Consider the following 16,858-nt stretch of genomic DNA (forward strand, 5'->3'; position numbering starts at 1 on the left):
GGAGGCTTGGCAATGAAAACCTTTATCCAGTTCTCGATCTTCATGTTGATTGCCACGTTGGCCATCGTGCTGGCAGTGATCCTCGGCGATCGCGGTGCGTGGTACTTCGCCTGGCTCATCGGCACGGTGATGATCGTCCTCATCGCTGCGGCCGGCGGTGCCTTGCTCGATGCGCAGGACGAACGCGCCATGGCGTCGGCCACCGAGCGGGAACATGGCCAGCACTGAGCATGCTGTTGCCAACGACTGGCTGCGCCAACAGGCGCAGCCAGTCCGCGGCTTGCTGCGCGCCGCCATCGGGTATGGTGCGACGCAGTCCCTATTGTTGTGCGCGATGGCATGGCTGGTAGCGCAGGTACTGGCGCTGGCTATCTTCGAGCACGTTGGTTTGGCCGACCTGCGCTGGTCGATCCTGGCGATTGCCGCGATCGCCATACTCCGCGCCGTGTTGCTCTATCGGCAGCGGATGTGCAGCGACGCCGCCGGCCGCGCGGTGACGCAGAACGTGCAGCGGGCCTTGCGGCAGCGACTCCGCGAGTTGGGGCCGGCCTGGTCTGCACGGCAGTCGGCAGGCGACCTGGTGACGCGGCTGGTCGATGGGGTGGACACCCTGGCGCCGTACTACGCGGGCTATCTGCCGCAGGCCGCGCTGGCCGGCTTGATCCCGATGGTAGTGCTGCTGGCTGTGGGCCTGCGCGAGCCGTGGTCGGCCCTGGTCCTGCTGTTGTGTGCACCGCTGTTGCCGGTGTTCCTGATTCTGGCCGGGCGCGCTGCTGCCGATGCGAGTACGCGGCGCTGGCTGCGCTTGCGCCGACTGGGCGCGCGTTTCATGGATGCGGTGGCCGGCTTGAGCACCCTGCGTCTTTATCGCGCCGCCGAGCGTGAGCATGAGCGCGTGCTGGCCGCTGGCGAGGCTTATCGGCAGGACACCATGGCGGTGTTGCGGGTCGCGTTTCTGTCCGCCCTGGTGATGGAATTCTTTGCCACGTGCAGCATTGCGATCGTGGCCGTCGTGGTTGGTTTTCGGCTCATGTCCGGGCACCTCGCTTTTGCGCCTGGCATGTTCGCGCTGCTGCTGGCACCCGAGTTCTTCCTGCCTTTGCGGGCCATGGGCACGCAGCGGCATGCCCGCATGGAAGCGGCGGCGGCAGCGGAAGGCCTGGTCGAGGTGCTGGCCGTGCCGGTCGCGCCAACGGTCAGCGGGCCGGTGTGCGTTGCCTTCGAGACGTCGGCGCCGAGCGTGACTTTGCGCAACGTCCACGCTAACCAGGGCGACCACGCGGACGTGTTGCGCGGTATCGATCTGGTGGTGCCCGCAGGCACCCGTCTCACGCTGGTCGGCCCGAGCGGTGGCGGTAAATCCAGCCTGCTCGCCGCGGTGATGGGCCTGCTTCCATTGGAAAGCGGCAGCATCGAGATCGATGGTCTTACCTTGACGGCGCCCGACTGGGACGCCTGGCGTACGCAGGTCGGCTGGTTGCCGCAGCGGCCTCACGTGTTCAATGGCAGCCTGCGCGACAACCTGTTGCTCGCACGTCCCGAGGCGGACGAGGTGAGCCTGGCGCGCGTACTGCGCATGGCCGGGCTGGACCAGGTCGTGGCGAAGTTGCCGCAAGGGCTGGACACGCCGCTGGGCGAGCGCGGCCTGGGCCTCTCGGGTGGCGAGCTGCAACGGCTGGCGATCGCACGCATGTGCTTGCGCGACGCAGCGGTCCTGCTCTGGGACGAACCCACCCAACATCTGGATGCAGCCACCGCCGCCCAAGTCGAACAGCAACTGGATCAGTTTGCGCGTGGCCGCACCGTGTTGCGGGTAGCGCATCGTGTACGGGATCTGGGGCCGCTGGAAACGGTGGCTGTGCTGGTCGATGGAAAGATCGTGGAGCAGGGCACGGTGGCGCAGTTGCGCCAACCGGGCACCGCTTTCTCGGCGCTGCTGAATGAGGATCTCCGCGCATGAACTGGCAGCGTCGTCTGTTCGACCTGGTACAGCCGCAGCGCGGACGCATGCTGGCGGCGTTCGGTTTGAGTCTCCTCGCGAGTTTGGCGGGTATCGGCCTGATGGCGGTATCCGGCCACTTCATCGCCAGCATGGCGCTGGTCGGTGCGGGGGCAGCAGCGATCAATTACTACACGCCAGCCGCGCTGGTGCGCCTGTTCGCGATCCTGCGTACGGGCGGCCGCTATGCGGAACGGCTCTTTGGACACAATGCCACGCTGTCGATTCTCGCCCGACTGCGCGGCTGGCTTTTCGGCCGTTTGATACCGCTCGCTCCGGCGGCACTCGCGGAACAGCGCGGCGCACAGTTGCTGTCGCGCCTGCGGGCCGACATCGACACGCTGGAACAGGCGTATCTGGGCCTTCTGCTGCCGAGCGCGGTCGCGGCATGCAGTACCGTCGTCGTGGTGATCGTGTCCCTGTTCTGGTCCGGCTGGTTTGCGTTGCTTCTGCTGCCGGTGCTGCTGTTTGCGGGGGCATGGCTGCCGTGGCGCCTGCAGGCTCGTCATGCGGACGACGCGGCGCAGATCGACCGCGATGCCGAAAACCTGCGCGCCACCTGGGCGGATGCGCTGGCGGGCCGCGCCGAGTTGATGGTCTGGGGGATGGAAGACGCGTTCGACGCACGGATGGAGACACTCAGCGCGCAGCGTGAAGCCGCGCGTGCGCGAGCGCAGCGCGGTCTCGCGCGGGCCGATGCCCTATTGACGGCGTGCAGCGGCATCGCCTTGAGCCTCGCCTTGCTGATCGGCGTGCTCGGCATGCAGCAACGTACCCTCGACGGTCCGGGGCTCGCCATGCTGGCGATGCTCGCCCTCGCTGCGTTCGAGCCGCTGTTGCCGTTGCCGTTGGCGTGGTCGCGGCTGGCGGCGATCAAGGCGGCCGCATTGCGGGTGTTCGAGCTGGCCGATCGTACGCCGGCCGTGTCCGATCCCGTGGTGCCGGCGGCGCTGCCGAAGCAAAACGATCTGCGCCTGCGCGAGGTGTGGATGCGCCATGCCGAGCACGGCGAATGGGCATTGCGCGGGGTCAACCTGGACCTCGCCGCCGGCACGCGCCTCGCCCTGGTCGGCCCATCGGGCGCCGGCAAGAGCACGCTTGCGCATCTTCTGGGCCGGCTCTATCCCTACCAGGGCAGTGTGACGATGGGCGGCGTGGATCTGGATCGCATGTGCGCCGACGACGTGCGAGCGCGCATCGCCATCGTGGAACAGTCGCCTTATCTGTTCGACGCGAGCCTGCGCGACAACCTGCGTATCGCCGCCCCTGACGCAGACGACGCCGCACTGGCGCGCGTGCTCGCCGTCGCGCAACTGGAAGGGTTCCTGCACAACCTTCCGCATGGCCTGGATACCTGGGTGGGCGCCAACGGCGTGACCCTTTCGGGCGGCGAAATGCGACGGTTGGCGATCGCCCGGGCGCTTCTGGTCGATGCGCCACTGCTGGTGCTGGACGAGCCCAGCGAAGGCCTCGACGCGCTCACCGCGGCTGCGTTGTACAAGGCGCTAGCCGACGAAACGCGCGGGCGCAGCGTCTTGCTGATCACTCACCGTCTGGGCGGCATCGCCGCACTGGTCGACGAAGTGGCCGTGATGGAGCACGGACGTATCGTGGCGCGTCATGACCTCCACGCCCCTGCAGCGGATCCCACCAAGCTTCCCGCGGGCGCGGCCATCTCGCCATAGAAGCCGCCATGGCGGCTCCCACATCTTTTGCATGCCAATTGACCGGCATCAAGAACGAAGGCAAGGAGCTACGGGATAGTATCCCCATGCAAAACGCACACACGATGCCCGAGTTCGACGCCGACCTGATTGCCCGCTACGACGGCCACGGTCCGCGCTATACGAGCTACCCCAGCGCGCTCCAGTTCCACGACCGGTTCGGCGAAGCCGATCTACGCGAAGCGATCACAGCGTCCAACCACGACCTGGTGCCGACACCACTCTCGCTTTACGTCCACGTACCGTTCTGCGAGAGCCCGTGCTTCTACTGCGGCTGCAATCGCGTGATCACACGCGACACCAGCCGAGCGGACGACTACCTGCGCGTGCTGGACCATGAAATCGCGATGATGGGGGCGCTGGTCGACGCCGATCGCGTCGTGCGCCAACTGCATCTCGGTGGCGGCACGCCGAACTATCTGAGCCTCAACGCGATGAGCCAGCTCAACGCGTCGATCCATCAGCATTTCACGCCGGCACCCGTGGATCAGCGCGAATGGGGCATCGAGATCGATCCGCGCCACGCCAACGAGATCTACGTGCGCGGACTCGCAAGGCTCGGCTTCAATCGCGTCTCCATCGGCATCCAGGATTTCGACCCGGCCGTGCAGGAGGCGGTGAACCGCGTACAGTCCGTCGAACAGACGCGCGTGGTTATCGACACGGCAAAGCGCGCCGGGTATCGCTCGATCAGCGTGGACCTCATCTACGGGCTGCCTCGCCAGACCATGGACGGCTTCAGTCGTACCTTGGACAAGGTGATCGAGCTCAAGCCTGACCGCATCGCGGTTTACGGCTACGCGCATCTGCCGAAGATGTTCAAGGCGCAGCGGCGTCTGGATGCCGAAGCGCTGCCATCACCGTCGGAGCGCCTGGAACTGTTTGGCATGGCCCTGCGCCGGCTGACCGAGGCCGGGTATGTCTATGTCGGCATGGATCACTTTGCGCTACCCGACGACGACCTGGTCCGTGCGCAGAGGGCAGGGAGCTTGCAGCGCAATTTCCAGGGTTATTCCACCTGCGGCGACTGCGACATCATCGGCCTTGGCCCGAGCGCCATCAGCCGCATCGGCGATACCTACAGTCAGAACCAGCGGGATCTGGTGACGTATGCGGCGACGGTCAACGAAGGCCGACTGCCGGTGGCGCGTGGCTTGCGCCTGAGCCCGGACGATCAACTGCGGCGCGAAGCCATTGGTGAGCTGATGTGCCACGGCACGCTGGACATGGACGCGTTCGCGGAACGCCACCACATCCATTTCGCCAGTTACTTCCGCGATGCGCTGACGCACATGCAAGCTCTTGCGGACGATGGACTGGTGACGCTGACCGAGCACCGCATCGACGTCTGTGCCAAAGGACGCCTGCTGCTGAGGAACATCGCCATGTGCTTCGACGCCTATGCGCCGGCAGCCCTCAGCAGTTCTCGCTTGATCTGACGGTAATGATTCGCTGCGCCCGCCATACGGCGCCGACGCAGCGAATCAAAAGCACAACGGGACCGGAGCGATTACCGCCTCACTCCACGTGATAGAGCACGGCCGCACCAGGCTTGGGCTCGAAGGCTGGCACCGTGCGCTGCTTCAGCGCTTCGCCCTGGACATTCCACACCAGGGTGTCCGGCGGGAATTCGTCCTTGCGCGTCATCGCGTCGATTTTCTTAACGATCGCCTCCGAGCTACCCTTCACTTCGGGGTTCCATTCGAACACGCCGACGCGCCCGTAGAAGACAGCCGGCGCATCGGCGTCGAGGCGGCGATCGGGGCACATGACGAGACCGCGCTCGAGCATGACGCGAAGTGCGCCAACCGGCGTTGCGCGAACGGTGGCCGTGGTGCGGTCTGCGCTGTGGCCTGGGCAGACGTTGGCGGAACGCGTGACCATTTGTTCCACCACTTCGCGATCGGATTGCGCGAAGGCGGGTAGTGCGACCAACGAGAGAGCGAGGGCGGAGACAGCGAAAGACTGCTTCATGTGTAGGTCTCTGTGGCTTGAGTGCGAGCGAGTCTATCGACGTAAACGGCTGTTACATAGCTTGGACAGGTCCGCGACGCGCAGCGATTCAGTCGCATGTTGTGCTTCGTCATGGTGGCGTGAAGACGGGCGGCGGCTCGTTGCGATGACCCTCAGCGGCTGAGCGGTGCGTGCTTCTCACGCAGGAAGTCGATGAATACCCGCAGCTTGCGCGGCATGTGCATGCGACTGGGGTAATACACATGGAAGGGGCTGAAGGTCGGCCAGTAGTCCTGCAATACCGGAATCAGTGCGCCGGACGCCAGGTGATGAGACACCATGCTTTCGAAATGGCATGACACGCCGACGCCTGCGAGTGCGGCAGCAAGGAGCACGCTGTCGTCGTTGCTGATCGTGCAGCCACGGGTGTCCACTTCCACGAGCCTGCCGTCCAGCATGTAGTCCCAGCGCATGGGACTGCGGTCGTGCTCCAGGCGTATGCCCACGCAGCGATGGTGCAACAGGTCGGTAGGCGTGGCGGGTATGCCATGGGCTCGCGCGTAAGCGGGTGCGACGAACGTGGCGATACGTTGCGAGCTTCCGATCGGGTGCGCCACCACGTCCTTGCCCAACGATTCGCCGATGCGGAAGCCGGCATCGAAGCCTGCCGCGACCAGATCCACGAAACGGTTGTCGCAGTGCAATTCGACCACGACGTCGGGGTACCGCGCCTGGAAGTCGGCCAGGTGAGGCAGGATCAGAATGTCGGCAATGGCCCGAGGCAGGTTGATGCGCAGCAGCCCGGAGGGCATATCGCGCGTTTCCGTGACGGCGGCCATGGCCGCGGTGAGTCCGCTCAGCGCCGGCTGCGCTTCGTCGAGGAACCGCTGACCGACCTCCGTAAGGCCCACGCGCCGTGTGGACCGGTCCAGCAGCCGCGCCCCGAGGCGCGATTCCAGCGTTCGCACCGTCTGTGACAGCGCCGAGGGGGAAACCCCGAGTTCCGCGGCTGCCCGCGTAAAGCTGGCATGCCGGGCGACGCAGGCAAAAGCGGCAATGGCGGGGAAAAGGTCGGGCGACATATGTCAGGCCATTATGAAGTTCAGCTTCAAAGCGTATGCACGTTTATCACCTTTATCCAGATGACCGGGATTCCTAGATTCATGAAACCCTTTCTGGAGCTACGCCATGAGCAAGCAACTCAACGACTACGTGACCCTGGGCCGCTCGGGCTTGCGCGTGAGTCCCGTATCCATAGGCACGATGACCTTCGGCAAGGACTGGGGCTGGGGCGCCACCGAAGAGGACGCCCGGCGCATGCTCGACATCTACATGGAGCGTGGGGGCAACTTTATCGATACCGCCAACTTCTACACCGGCGGCACTTCGGAGCGCCTGCTGGGCGAGTTCCTCCGCGGTCGCCGCGACCGCGTCGTCGTCGCGACCAAGTATTCGCTCAATGTGGATCCCTCCAACATCAATGCAGGCGGCAACCATCGGCGCAACATGGTGCGCGCTGTGGAAGAAAGCCTGAAGCGCCTCGGCACCGACTACATCGACCTCTATTACCTGCACGTATGGGATGCCACGACCCCGGTCGAAGAGATCATGCATGCCTTCGACGACCTGGTCAGCTCGGGCAAGATCGTCTACGCAGGCATTTCCGATACGCCTGCGTGGCAGGTGTCGCGCATGCAGATGCTTGCGGACCTGCGTGGCTGGTCGCCCTTCGTTGCGTTGCAGATCGAGCACAGCCTGGTGGAGCGCACGGTCGAGCACGATCTGATTCCCATGGCCCATGAGCTGGGCCTGGGCGTGGTGGCGTGGTCGCCGTTGGCGAATGGCGTGCTTTCCGGCAAGTACACGCGTGCGGACATCGAGGCGCACAAGGGCGCCGACATGTTTACCGGTGGTCGTGCTGCCGTGGCGGCTGGCGTCGGCTCGTTGAGCGAGCGCAATCTCGACATCGTGGACGTGGTCAAGGCCATCGCATCCGACCTGGGACACTCGCCGGCACAGGTTTCGCTGGCGTGGTTGCTTGCGAAGTCCGCACCGTCCGTGATTCCCATCCTCGGTGCACGTACCGCAGCCCAGTTCGAGGAAAACCTGGACGCGCTGTCGGTAGCGCTGTCGCCTGAGCAGATCGCCCGACTCGATCAGGCAAGCGACATCCCGTCGCCGTTCCCGCATCGTTTCCTGCCGCTCGTGCAGGCGCAGGTGCTGGGGGAGTCGCGGTTGACCGTTACTCGCTGAGCGGCACAGCCAGGACCCCTCCGCGCTGCGGTCGCCATGACCGGCGGCCGCAGCAGTGAACGATAACGATGTACCTGCCTATCTGGCGCACGTACCGGGCACTGGGTCGAGGCGCGCCCCATCCTCTAAAGCGTTACGCTTGGGTCGGGGCGGCGATGACAGGCAGGCGACATCATGCACGTTGGTGCTTGGAGTACGGTGTTGGGCCTGGCGAGCCTTCATGCACTACTCATGGCGGTGCTGATGTGGCGCGCGCCTGAGAGTCGCGGCGCCAACCGGGCCATGGCCGCGTTGCTGGTGGTGGTGGTGCTGACGATCACGCCGTATACGTTGGGCTATGCCGGCTGCTACGACGCATGGCCCTGGCTGACGTTCGCTCCGTTCTCGTGGCAACTCGCGCTGGGGCCGCTGCTGTGGATCTATGTGCATCAGATCGTCATCGGCGGTCCGCCGAAGGGATGGCGCTGGCACCTCGTTCCGGCTGCCATGCAGGGCGCGTATTACACGGTCATGTTTCTGCAGCCAACGGACGTCAAGTTCGCCTGGTACCTGGGCGGGCATGCCCGGATTGTTTCGCCTCTGCTTTGGGCGGCGGTGTGCCTGTCTGTCACCGCATACTGGCTGCCGGCTTGGGGAGTGGCGGTGGGGCGAGATGGCACGGCCGTCGCCCAGGAACCTGATCGCGCCGATGCGTTGCGTTGGGTGAGGGCCATCCTCGTACTGATCGGCGTAGTGATCGCATGCGGCGTGGGCTTCGGACTGTGGCATCTCTGGATCCGGCCGCTGAGCTACTTCGATGCCTTCGGGCTCTATCTGGCGTTTGCCGGATTGGCCTACGCCTTGGGCATCGCGGGCTGGCGGCAGACCCACGGTCGAACGGGGAAGCGAGTCACTGAAAGCCGGCGCGAGCAGCGGCCGCGGACATCCTCGCCGCCCGACGATTGGCGCGCGCGCGGGCGCCAGTGGGCTGAGCAGATGGAGGCTGCCGGATGGTTCCGCGAGCCCGATCTGACGCTCTCCACGCTGGCACGTCGCCTGGGCACCAACACGGCCTACCTCTCGCGCGCTTTCAACGACGGGCTTGGCGAGAGCTTCACCATGGTCGTGAATCGGCTTCGGGTCGCCGCGGCCTGCCGTGCGCTGGAAGAGGGCGGGTCGGTCCTGGCCATCGCTCTCGACGTGGGATTTGGCTCGAAGGCCACGTTCAACCGAGTGTTCCGCCAATGCCTTGGCACGACGCCGTCCACATGGAGGGAGGACGCCCGAGCACGACTCAAAGGCGAAAAATACGCCGCGAACGGTGAAATTGAGACGATCTGAATGCGCCGTCGAGGCGATGTTGTGGCATCTCTTGCTGAGGAACCGCCATGGCATCGCCTGTTCTACGTCGCGCCCTGACCTTCGTTCTCGCCATGGTGTCGTTGGTCGGTTGGGCTCCCGTCAGGGCTACTTCGCCCGCTCTGGACATTGCGGGCTTACAAGCTGACGCCAGGCTGCTGGAACAGACCTACGAGGCGCTGCACCCGGGCCTTTACCGATACAACACGCCCGCCCAGATGCGCGAGCGCTTCGCGCAGCTAAGGCGCGAACTGGCGGCTGATCCGTCGCTTCCAACCGCTTACGTCGCCTTCGCGCGACTGGCGGCGAGCATTCGATGCGGCCATACCTATCCCAATTACTGGAACCAGCCAAAGGCCACGACGGAAGTGTTGTTCTCCGGGGCCAACCGGGTTCCTTTTCAGTTCCGTTGGGTGGACCGGAGGATGATCGTGACCGCATCGGCGTTAGAGAGTCTGCCCAGGGGAACCGAGGTGCTCACGATCGACGGTCAATCCAGCGCACGCGTTCTGCAGGCCCTTTTGCCCCTCGTGTCTGCCGATGGTCATAACGACGCCAAGCGCGTCGACCTGCTCAACGTTCTGGGACGTGACCGCTACGAGGCGTTCGACGTGCTCTACCCGTTGGTGTTTCCCGTCCGCGACGGGCAGTTCCGCCTGCGGATACGGAGGCCTGGTGAAGCGACTGTCGCTACGGTCCAGCTTGCAGCGGCCACCGACGCGCAGCGCGCGGCATCGCTGCCCACACAGGCAGCGGACGATCCCGCGTGGACGGTTCGTTTCCTCGATGAGGGCAAAGCCGTGCTGACGATGCCGAGTTGGGTGATGTACAAGAGCAAACGCGATTGGCACGCCTGGCTGGACGAGATATTCCGCTCGCTCAATGACCGGCACGTCCGTCTTTTGGTGATCGACCTTCGCGACAATGGTGGCGGTTCAGATGTGGGCGACGACATTCTCGCGCACCTGACGCGCGACCCGCGCAGCTTTCCCGGCTATCGAGACCTTCTGCGCTATCGCAGTGTGCCTCAGGCCCTTCGGCCCTATCTCGACACGTGGGACAACGCGTTTTTCGATTGGGGCGATCGCGCGCAGCCGTTCGACGCGCGGTTCTATCGGCGCGCCGCCACGAACGATACCGAGACAGCCGAGACGCCTCGCGCTCCGTTTTTTGGTGGCGAGGTAAAGGTGCTCGTGGGGCCCACCAACAGTTCGGCCACGTTCGAATTTGCCGTGCGAGTACGCCACTCTCGTCTGGCTACGCTGGTCGGTCAGACCACGGGCGGCAATCTACGCGGCATCAACGGCGGGGCGTTCTTCTTTCTGACGCTGCCGCATTCGGGGGTCGAGCTGGACGTACCGCTGGTAGGCCAGTTTCCGCTTGAACCCCAGCCCGACGCAGGCCTTGAACCCGACGTACCCGTGCCGGTCACGATCGACGATATCGCTGCGCAACGCGACAGGGCGATGGAGGTGGCCTTGGGCGAAGCGCAGCATTAGCGCAGCTGGTGTGCGTCAGTCTTCGCCGACTCGATGCATGGCCTCGCGAATGGCCGCTGCCAACTCGACCTCGCTTCGACCCCCTGTGATCGCGACACCACCTCCAAAGTCGAAGTGAGGTACAGAACGGATGCCCGCAGCCGATGCCCGGGCAACTTCCGCTTCGACCTTCCTATGCGCCGCCGGGTCGAGCGCGATGGCACGGGCTTCCTCCCGATCGAAGCCGTGGTGAACCGCGACGTCCGCGAGAACATCGGCATCTCCGGTGTTGCGCGCATCGAGGAAATAGGTGTCGGTAATCGCGACAGCGAGTGAGTGCTGGGTTCCGCGCTCACCCGCAGCGTGGATGAGTGCGTGAGCCGGCTGGGTTGGGAACATCCACAGTTGTCGGCTGAGATCGAGTTCGAAACCGGAGGCACGTGCCTCGCCCTCGGGGCGCGCAAAGGCTGTCTTGGGATCGGTCACACCATAGCGCGCACGAAGCAGGTCAGGGATGTAGACCCCCGCAGCGGGTGCATCCGGCACCAACAGGACCGGATGATGGCGGATATTCACGGGAACACCGCTGAAGTGCTCATGCAGCACCTTATCGAGCCGATGGATGCCGACGAAACACCACGGACAGGAGATGTCCGTATAGAGGTCGATCTGAAGCATGGACGACGTTCCTTACTTAGTGATCTGCAATGCCTGGAGCGGCTCGAATGAAGCTGGCGTCATCGATCAAGTAGACCAGGAACCTGGTCAGGTTGTCTCGCGAGCGCGTCATACCGAGCTTGGCCTTGCCGTACAGCGATCGTAGGGTTCTCACCAGGACCAGACAAGAAGGCACACACATGTGACCGAGTCGCAACGACTTTAGCGAGATTCCGAGCTTTCTGGCCGGTGTCGATATCGACTCAATTCCGATCGATGCGGAAGCGCATGGATTGGAAATCCACAGTGAACCCCGCCGCATTCGCCCAGGCGTCCTGACCGACCGTGCCGAACATGGGCGGCCCGCCTGGGCCTGATCGGCTCACCGTTTCGATACGCACGTTCTTGAGCGTCGTTTCGTCCGTGCCGAGGATGAGTTTCCACTCGGGTTGGGTGACCACGTCGAAACGCTGCGCGCCGCCCAGGCCTGCCGAAGGCTGCTGCGACCGTGGCCAGCTGTTCGCGCCATCCTTGACCTTCATCCAATATGCCGAGGACAGGCTGGTGGAGCTGGCACCCGTGTCCAGTACGAGGGGCACTCTCTCTCCCACAGTGAAACCCAAGACAACCGGCGTCAGACCGTCCATGTAGATGGGGACGCCACCGTCGAGAGGGATGGGCGCGGGCCCGATCGAGATGGCGGTATCCCCATGAAAACGGATTCGGCCGAGTGCCTGGAAGACGGGGAAACCGAATGCTGCCGTGATCTGGTGTTCCTTGTTCGGCAGTTTGATATGCAACTGGTCGTCGGCGACCACCAGCACAGCGACGTTGTGGAGTGTGGCACTACCCAGATGAATTTCCTTGACGATCGCGACCTTGCTCTGGACCGATGCCCCGGTGCTGGAGCCGATGCCACCGGCTGTTCCCTTGACCGAGAGTCCCAGGCGTTTGGCAAAACTCTCGCTGACGACCGAGTAATTGGCACCGGAGTCCAACATCCACGATCCGCCGATGCCATTCGCCACCGCGTCGACATCCAGCGTGCCGAGAGGATTGCGCCGGATGGGCAGGCGCGATGCCCCCGAAAAACTTACGGTTTGGGGCGGTGAACCGCTGAGGGCGCTCGAAAGGGCAATGACATCCTCCACACCCCGCATGGCATCGGGCCCTATGTCTTTCGCATGATGCTTCGCTGCTTCGCGTAGCACCGCAGACTGATCCGCATACGACGAGGTCTTCTGGTAATCGTCGGAAAGGGTCAACAAGGCATTGACCGCTCGCGGCGAATGCTGTCGCTCCAATGCGGGAAGCGCACGGCTAAGAAAGCGCTTCGACGCTTCGACGTCGTTCATGCGGTTAGCGACGAGACCCCGCACGTAATCACCTTCTGCCGTATCCGGAAGCGTTGGTAGGAGTGCGCTCACTTCATCCATGCGCCACGCGTCGAATGCCGTCTCGGTCCGCGTCACGGTATCGGTCTGGCTTGCCATGGCGCATGGCATGCCTGCACAAGCGAGCATGACAAGCACATGCTGGAGAGAACGTGTCTTCAAGAGTGGGGAACCTTCTGGGGAGGGAAACAGCCGCGGGTCAGGCGTGACTTTGTGCTTGTCGCCAACTGAGTGCCGCGGCAAGGGCCAGCGCTGCGCCAATCACCAACGTGGCAAGGGCGAAACCCGACTGGGCGAGCCTTGCACCACTCCCGTCGGGCGCCAGCGTGAAGAACAGACCACCGACCAGTGCAGTCGACACGGCGGCGCTGATCTGCAGCGTGGCGCTGACCAAGCCGGCGGCGAGGCCGGCCCAGCGTGGATCGACCTGATCCACGTTCAAGCGGACCAGGGCCGGCAGGGCGATACCTTGCCCTAGTCCGATCAGGAAGAGCGGTGCGGGAAGCCACGCGGGCGCGTGCGTCAGTGCAAGGATGCACGCGATAAGCGCGCCCAGTACCTCACACAGCATGCCGAGCGCGGCCGTGCGTGTGCCCACGCGCATGGCCAGTCGCGGGCTGCAAAGTGGCCCCAGCAGGAAACCCACACCCAGCGGCAGGATGGCGAAACCGGTAGCCAGCGCGTCGTGCCCCAAGCCAATCTGCTCGTAGACGGCGAAAATCAGAAAGAACGGGGCGAGCCAGTAAAAGAAAAACGTTGCTGTCAGGCTTCGCTGCAGCCCGGGAGCTCTCAACAGCGAGGGATACACCAGCGGTGTATTGCCCCGCTGTTCCTGTCGCCTCTCGAAGCGCCAGAACAACACGAGCAGCGGCGCGCTCATCATCAGCAACGCCACACACCACCACGGCCAATGCTGCTCTCGTCCCTCGATGAGGGGGATCACCAGGGCCAGCAGCCCAGTCGCCAGCAGCAACGCGCCCGGTACATCGAGTTTGGCGGATCGTTCGCCTCGGCTTTCGCGAAGCAGGATCAACGCTGCCGGCACGGCCAACACGATGATAGGCAGATTGATCAGGAACACGCTGCGCCAGCCCAGGCCAAGGACATTGGCCGACACCAGAACACCACCCAGCAATTGCCCGCCCACCGACGCCAGACCAAACGTGGCGCCGTACAGACTCAGCGCGCGGTTTTTCTCCGCAGCGGGGAAGAGAGCGTGGATGGACGCCAGAGACTGCGGCGCCATGACGGCAGCAGAAACACCCTGGAGCAATCGCCCGACAACCAACACGGCGGGCGAGGGCGTCCAGCCGCACCATGCGGAGGCGGCGGCGAAACCGAGCATGCCACCCACGAAGGCGCGCTTGCGCCCATATAGATCGCCGAGCCGGCCGCCCAGAATAAGCGTCACGGCGTACGCGGTCGCATAGACCGAGACCACCAGTTGAGCGACATCCGAAGAGGCTTTGAGGTCCGTGCGAATTGCCGGCAACGCCACGTTGACGATGAAGAAATCCAGCGGCGGCAGCAGCGTTCCCGTCAGCAGCACCGCCAAAGCCAGCCAACGTTGCGCATCGTGTGTCGAGTGTTCAGGCATGGGGTGCTGGTGGCCACGGAGCGGGCAGACGAGGACATGAGGCGCTTTCCGGGGCAGGACGACGGGGAGGCCCATGTCCGCTTCGCGCTCATGGGTACTTATGTATCGAGCGATACATTAAATAGTCTGGCCGTGCGTAGTCAACAACTTGTATATCGATTAGTATCTAAAGCAAGTTTTCGCCTGAGGATGCCGTTATGGCCGTCATGGGCCGCCCACGAACGTTCGACCGCGACAAGGCAATCGATGAGGCCTTGCAGCTGTTCTGGCAGAACGGCTTCGAAGCCACGTCGTTGAGCCAGCTCAAGGCAGCGATGGGTGGCGGGATTTCTGCCCCGAGCTTCTATGCGGCATTCGGTTCCAAGGAAGCGCTGTTTCAGGAGTGCGTGCAGCGCTACCTGGAAACGTACGCGCAGGTGACCGAGTGTCTGTGGGACACCGACATGGCGCCAAGAGACGCCATCGAAACCGCCTTGCGTCAGTCCGCCCGCATGCAATACGAGCGCGGCCATCCGAAAGGCTGCATGGTCGGGCTGGGCGTCATGAGCGCACCTTCCGATGCGCATGCGTCGGTCAGTATCGGGCTGACGCGCTCGCGCTCGCGCACCCGCAAGGGATTCATTGCCTGTGTACAACGCGGTATCGACCGTGGCGATCTCGACGCCAGCATCGAGGCCCAAGGGCTGGCTGCCGTCTTCGACGCCTTCCTGATGGGGTTGTCGGTGCTCGCCCGAGACGGTGTTCGCCTGAGCACCGTCGAAGCCGGTATCTCTCACGTCATGCTGGCCTGGGATGCGGCGGCGCGCTCGCAACGCGGAGCCGCGCGCGCGGGAAAGGCATGATGGATCGCCGGTTTCCCGCGCCACGCGGCCGCCGCTGGCCGCGACAGGCTCAGACCGCGACGAGGCCGCCGTCGACGACGAGCTCGGCACCCGCGATGTAGCTGCTCTGGCTCGACGCAAGGAAGAGCACCGCGTCGGCGACTTCTTCCGTGCGGCCCATGCGACCGAGCGGAATGAGCTGATTGAACATTTCCTCGGCGCCCGGGCGCGTATCGAGGTAGCCGCGCATCAGCTGTGTTTCCGTGCCGCCGGGTGCGACGACGTTCACGCGGATGCCGCGCTCTTTCAGGTCGGCGGTCCAACTGCGAGCGAACGAGCGCACCGCCGCCTTGGTGGCGTTGTAGAGCGACTGCCCCGGAAAACCCTTGCTGCCGGCGACGGACCCGTTAAGGACCACGGCACTACCTGCACCGAGCAGCGGCAGCGCCTTCTGAACGCTGAAAAGCAGGCCGCGGACGTTCACGCCGAAGATTCGCTCGAAGTCCTGTTCGGTGATGTCGTTCAACGGGAGGGAATCGGAGTCCGCCGTACCGGCATTAGCGAAAAGCACGTCCAGCTTGCCGTGGTCCTGGCGGATGCGGTCGTAGAGGCGGTCCAGGTCGCCCAGGTTCGCCACGTCGCCCTGGATGCCCACGGCGGCCTCGCCGAGTTCCGCCACCGCTGCGTCCAATCGGTCCTGCCGGCGCCCGGTGACGTACACGCGCGCGCCTTCCGCAATGAACGCCTTGGCCGTGGCGAGGCCGATGCCTTCGCTGCCGCCGGTAATGGCCACGATCTTGCCTTCGAAACGCTTGTTCATAAGTGCCCTTTAGATAAGTGGAGGATTGCTCCATTTAATATATGGAGGCATCATCCACTTTGCAACCGAGGCTGTCCATGACCCAAACATCCCCGACGATCGACGAGATGCCGCTACGTGCCGATGCGGCGCGCAACCGCGAGCGCATCCTTGCGGCGGCGGATGAGGTGTTCTCTGAACGCGGTGCGGACGCGTCCCTCGAGGACGTCGCGAAACGCGCGAAGGTCGGTATCGGCACGCTCTACCGTCGATTCCCGACGCGCGAGTCACTGCTAGGCGCGCTCTGCGACGAACGCCTGCTCGCGCTCGCCGCCAACAGCCGCACCCGCGACGACGTGATGGACCCAGGCACGTCGCTCCGCGCCTTCATGGTCGAACTCGCCACGCATGCCAGCCATTACCAAGGACTGGCCGTGCAGCTCGGGACGGTGCTCAAGAGCCATACCGTCGGATGCAACGCAGGACGCGAGGAAGGGCAGCGCCTGCTGCAGCGCGCGCAGAAAGCCAAGGCCGTGGCGAAAAACGTTTCATTCGACGATCTGCTCTGCGTCATCACGGCGATCTCCCTGGCGGTGGAGCAGGGTGGTCCGGCGAAGTCACGAGTCAAGCACCTGGTCGATCTGTTTCTCGATGGAATCAGGGTGCGTTGAAGCGGCGAGGCGATAGCGTCGAAACCTATGATTTCCATCCAACTGACATTCGACGACGGCCCCGGACCCTCAACCGCTCGCCTCTTGGATGTGCTGGGGCACGCGCGCTTCACCGCGACCTTCTTCGTCCTTGGAAAACACGCGCAAGCGCAGCCTGCACTCCTGCGACGCATG

15 protein-coding genes are annotated in these 16,858 nt (G+C 64.3%); 9 read left to right on the forward strand and 6 right to left on the reverse strand.

Annotated elements, in window-relative coordinates; genetic code table 11:
• Positions 1-12 precede the first annotated feature (12 nt).
• The 4 genes from BT115_RS02140 (at position 13) to hemN (ending at position 5,162) form a co-directional block, all read left to right on the forward strand.
• The gene (locus BT115_RS02140) at positions 13-228 is read left to right on the forward strand and encodes a hypothetical protein (protein WP_072320897.1); all 216 of its coding nucleotides are present in this window, start codon (positions 13-15) and stop codon (positions 226-228) included.
• Positions 215-1,960, forward strand: a complete 1,746-nt coding sequence (gene cydD / locus BT115_RS02145) for a thiol reductant ABC exporter subunit CydD (protein ID WP_072320898.1) — start codon at positions 215-217, stop codon at positions 1,958-1,960. The genes BT115_RS02140 and cydD overlap by 14 nt, the downstream gene beginning before the upstream one ends.
• Positions 1,957-3,684, forward strand: a complete 1,728-nt coding sequence (gene cydC / locus BT115_RS02150; protein ID WP_072320899.1) for a thiol reductant ABC exporter subunit CydC — start codon at positions 1,957-1,959, stop codon at positions 3,682-3,684. Before cydD ends, cydC begins: the two co-directional genes overlap by 4 nt.
• A gap of 86 nt (positions 3,685-3,770) precedes the next feature.
• Entirely contained in the window at positions 3,771-5,162 is a 1,392-nt protein-coding gene (gene hemN / locus BT115_RS02155) for an oxygen-independent coproporphyrinogen III oxidase (protein WP_072320900.1), read from the forward strand.
• A 79-nt stretch (positions 5,163-5,241) separates the two neighbouring features.
• On the opposite strand, the gene BT115_RS02160 is transcribed toward hemN, so the two are convergent.
• Both BT115_RS02160 and BT115_RS02165 read right to left on the reverse strand, forming a co-directional pair.
• Positions 5,242-5,697 carry a hypothetical protein gene (locus tag BT115_RS02160; protein WP_072320901.1) on the reverse strand — a complete coding sequence of 152 codons (456 nt, stop codon included), beginning with the start codon at positions 5,695-5,697 and terminating at the stop codon, positions 5,242-5,244.
• Positions 5,698-5,849: 152 nt separating this feature from the next.
• Complete coding sequence (locus BT115_RS02165; protein ID WP_072320902.1) at positions 5,850-6,758, reverse strand: LysR family transcriptional regulator; 909 nt, start codon at positions 6,756-6,758, stop codon at positions 5,850-5,852.
• 106 nt (positions 6,759-6,864) lie between these two features.
• Here BT115_RS02165 and BT115_RS02170 point away from each other — a divergent pair, with 106 nt between their 5' ends.
• The 3 genes from BT115_RS02170 to BT115_RS02180 all read left to right on the forward strand — a co-directional run bounded on the left by BT115_RS02170 (position 6,865) and on the right by BT115_RS02180 (position 10,766).
• The gene (locus tag BT115_RS02170; RefSeq protein ID WP_072320903.1) at positions 6,865-7,929 is read left to right on the forward strand and encodes an aldo/keto reductase; all 1,065 of its coding nucleotides are present in this window, start codon (positions 6,865-6,867) and stop codon (positions 7,927-7,929) included.
• A 174-nt stretch (positions 7,930-8,103) separates the two neighbouring features.
• Complete coding sequence (locus tag BT115_RS02175; protein ID WP_072320904.1) at positions 8,104-9,249, forward strand: helix-turn-helix domain-containing protein; 1,146 nt, start codon at positions 8,104-8,106, stop codon at positions 9,247-9,249.
• Between the two features lie 47 nt (positions 9,250-9,296).
• Positions 9,297-10,766 (forward strand): S41 family peptidase, encoded by a 1,470-nt coding sequence (locus BT115_RS02180; protein WP_072320905.1) that lies wholly within the window; start codon positions 9,297-9,299, stop codon positions 10,764-10,766.
• Positions 10,767-10,781: 15 nt separating this feature from the next.
• On the opposite strand, the gene BT115_RS02185 is transcribed toward BT115_RS02180, so the two are convergent.
• From BT115_RS02185 to BT115_RS02195, 3 genes are all read right to left on the reverse strand, one after another.
• Positions 10,782-11,423, reverse strand: a complete 642-nt coding sequence (locus BT115_RS02185; RefSeq protein ID WP_072320906.1) for a DsbA family oxidoreductase — start codon at positions 11,421-11,423, stop codon at positions 10,782-10,784.
• Between the two features lie 242 nt (positions 11,424-11,665).
• Positions 11,666-13,057: a retropepsin-like aspartic protease family protein gene (locus BT115_RS02190; protein WP_143144436.1), complete on the reverse strand. Its 1,392-nt coding sequence runs from the start codon at positions 13,055-13,057 to the stop codon at positions 11,666-11,668.
• Entirely contained in the window at positions 12,996-14,345 is a 1,350-nt protein-coding gene (locus tag BT115_RS02195; protein WP_255369378.1) for an MFS transporter, read from the reverse strand. The genes BT115_RS02190 and BT115_RS02195 overlap by 62 nt, the downstream gene beginning before the upstream one ends.
• 245 nt (positions 14,346-14,590) lie before the next feature.
• Here BT115_RS02195 and BT115_RS02200 point away from each other — a divergent pair, with 245 nt between their 5' ends.
• A complete protein-coding gene (locus BT115_RS02200) occupies positions 14,591-15,235 on the forward strand; it encodes a TetR/AcrR family transcriptional regulator (protein WP_072320909.1) in 645 nt (214 codons plus the stop codon).
• Positions 15,236-15,284: 49 nt separating this feature from the next.
• On the opposite strand, the gene BT115_RS02205 is transcribed toward BT115_RS02200, so the two are convergent.
• Complete coding sequence (locus BT115_RS02205; RefSeq protein WP_072320910.1) at positions 15,285-16,034, reverse strand: glucose 1-dehydrogenase; 750 nt, start codon at positions 16,032-16,034, stop codon at positions 15,285-15,287.
• Between the two features lie 77 nt (positions 16,035-16,111).
• On the opposite strand from BT115_RS02205, the gene BT115_RS02210 reads away from it, so the two are divergent.
• Complete coding sequence (locus BT115_RS02210; RefSeq protein ID WP_072320911.1) at positions 16,112-16,684, forward strand: TetR/AcrR family transcriptional regulator; 573 nt, start codon at positions 16,112-16,114, stop codon at positions 16,682-16,684.
• Positions 16,685-16,858 lie beyond the last annotated feature (174 nt).

The organism is Luteibacter sp. UNCMF366Tsu5.1 (genome assembly GCF_900119235.1).
In the GTDB taxonomy this organism is placed as follows: domain Bacteria; phylum Pseudomonadota; class Gammaproteobacteria; order Xanthomonadales; family Rhodanobacteraceae; genus Luteibacter; species Luteibacter flocculans.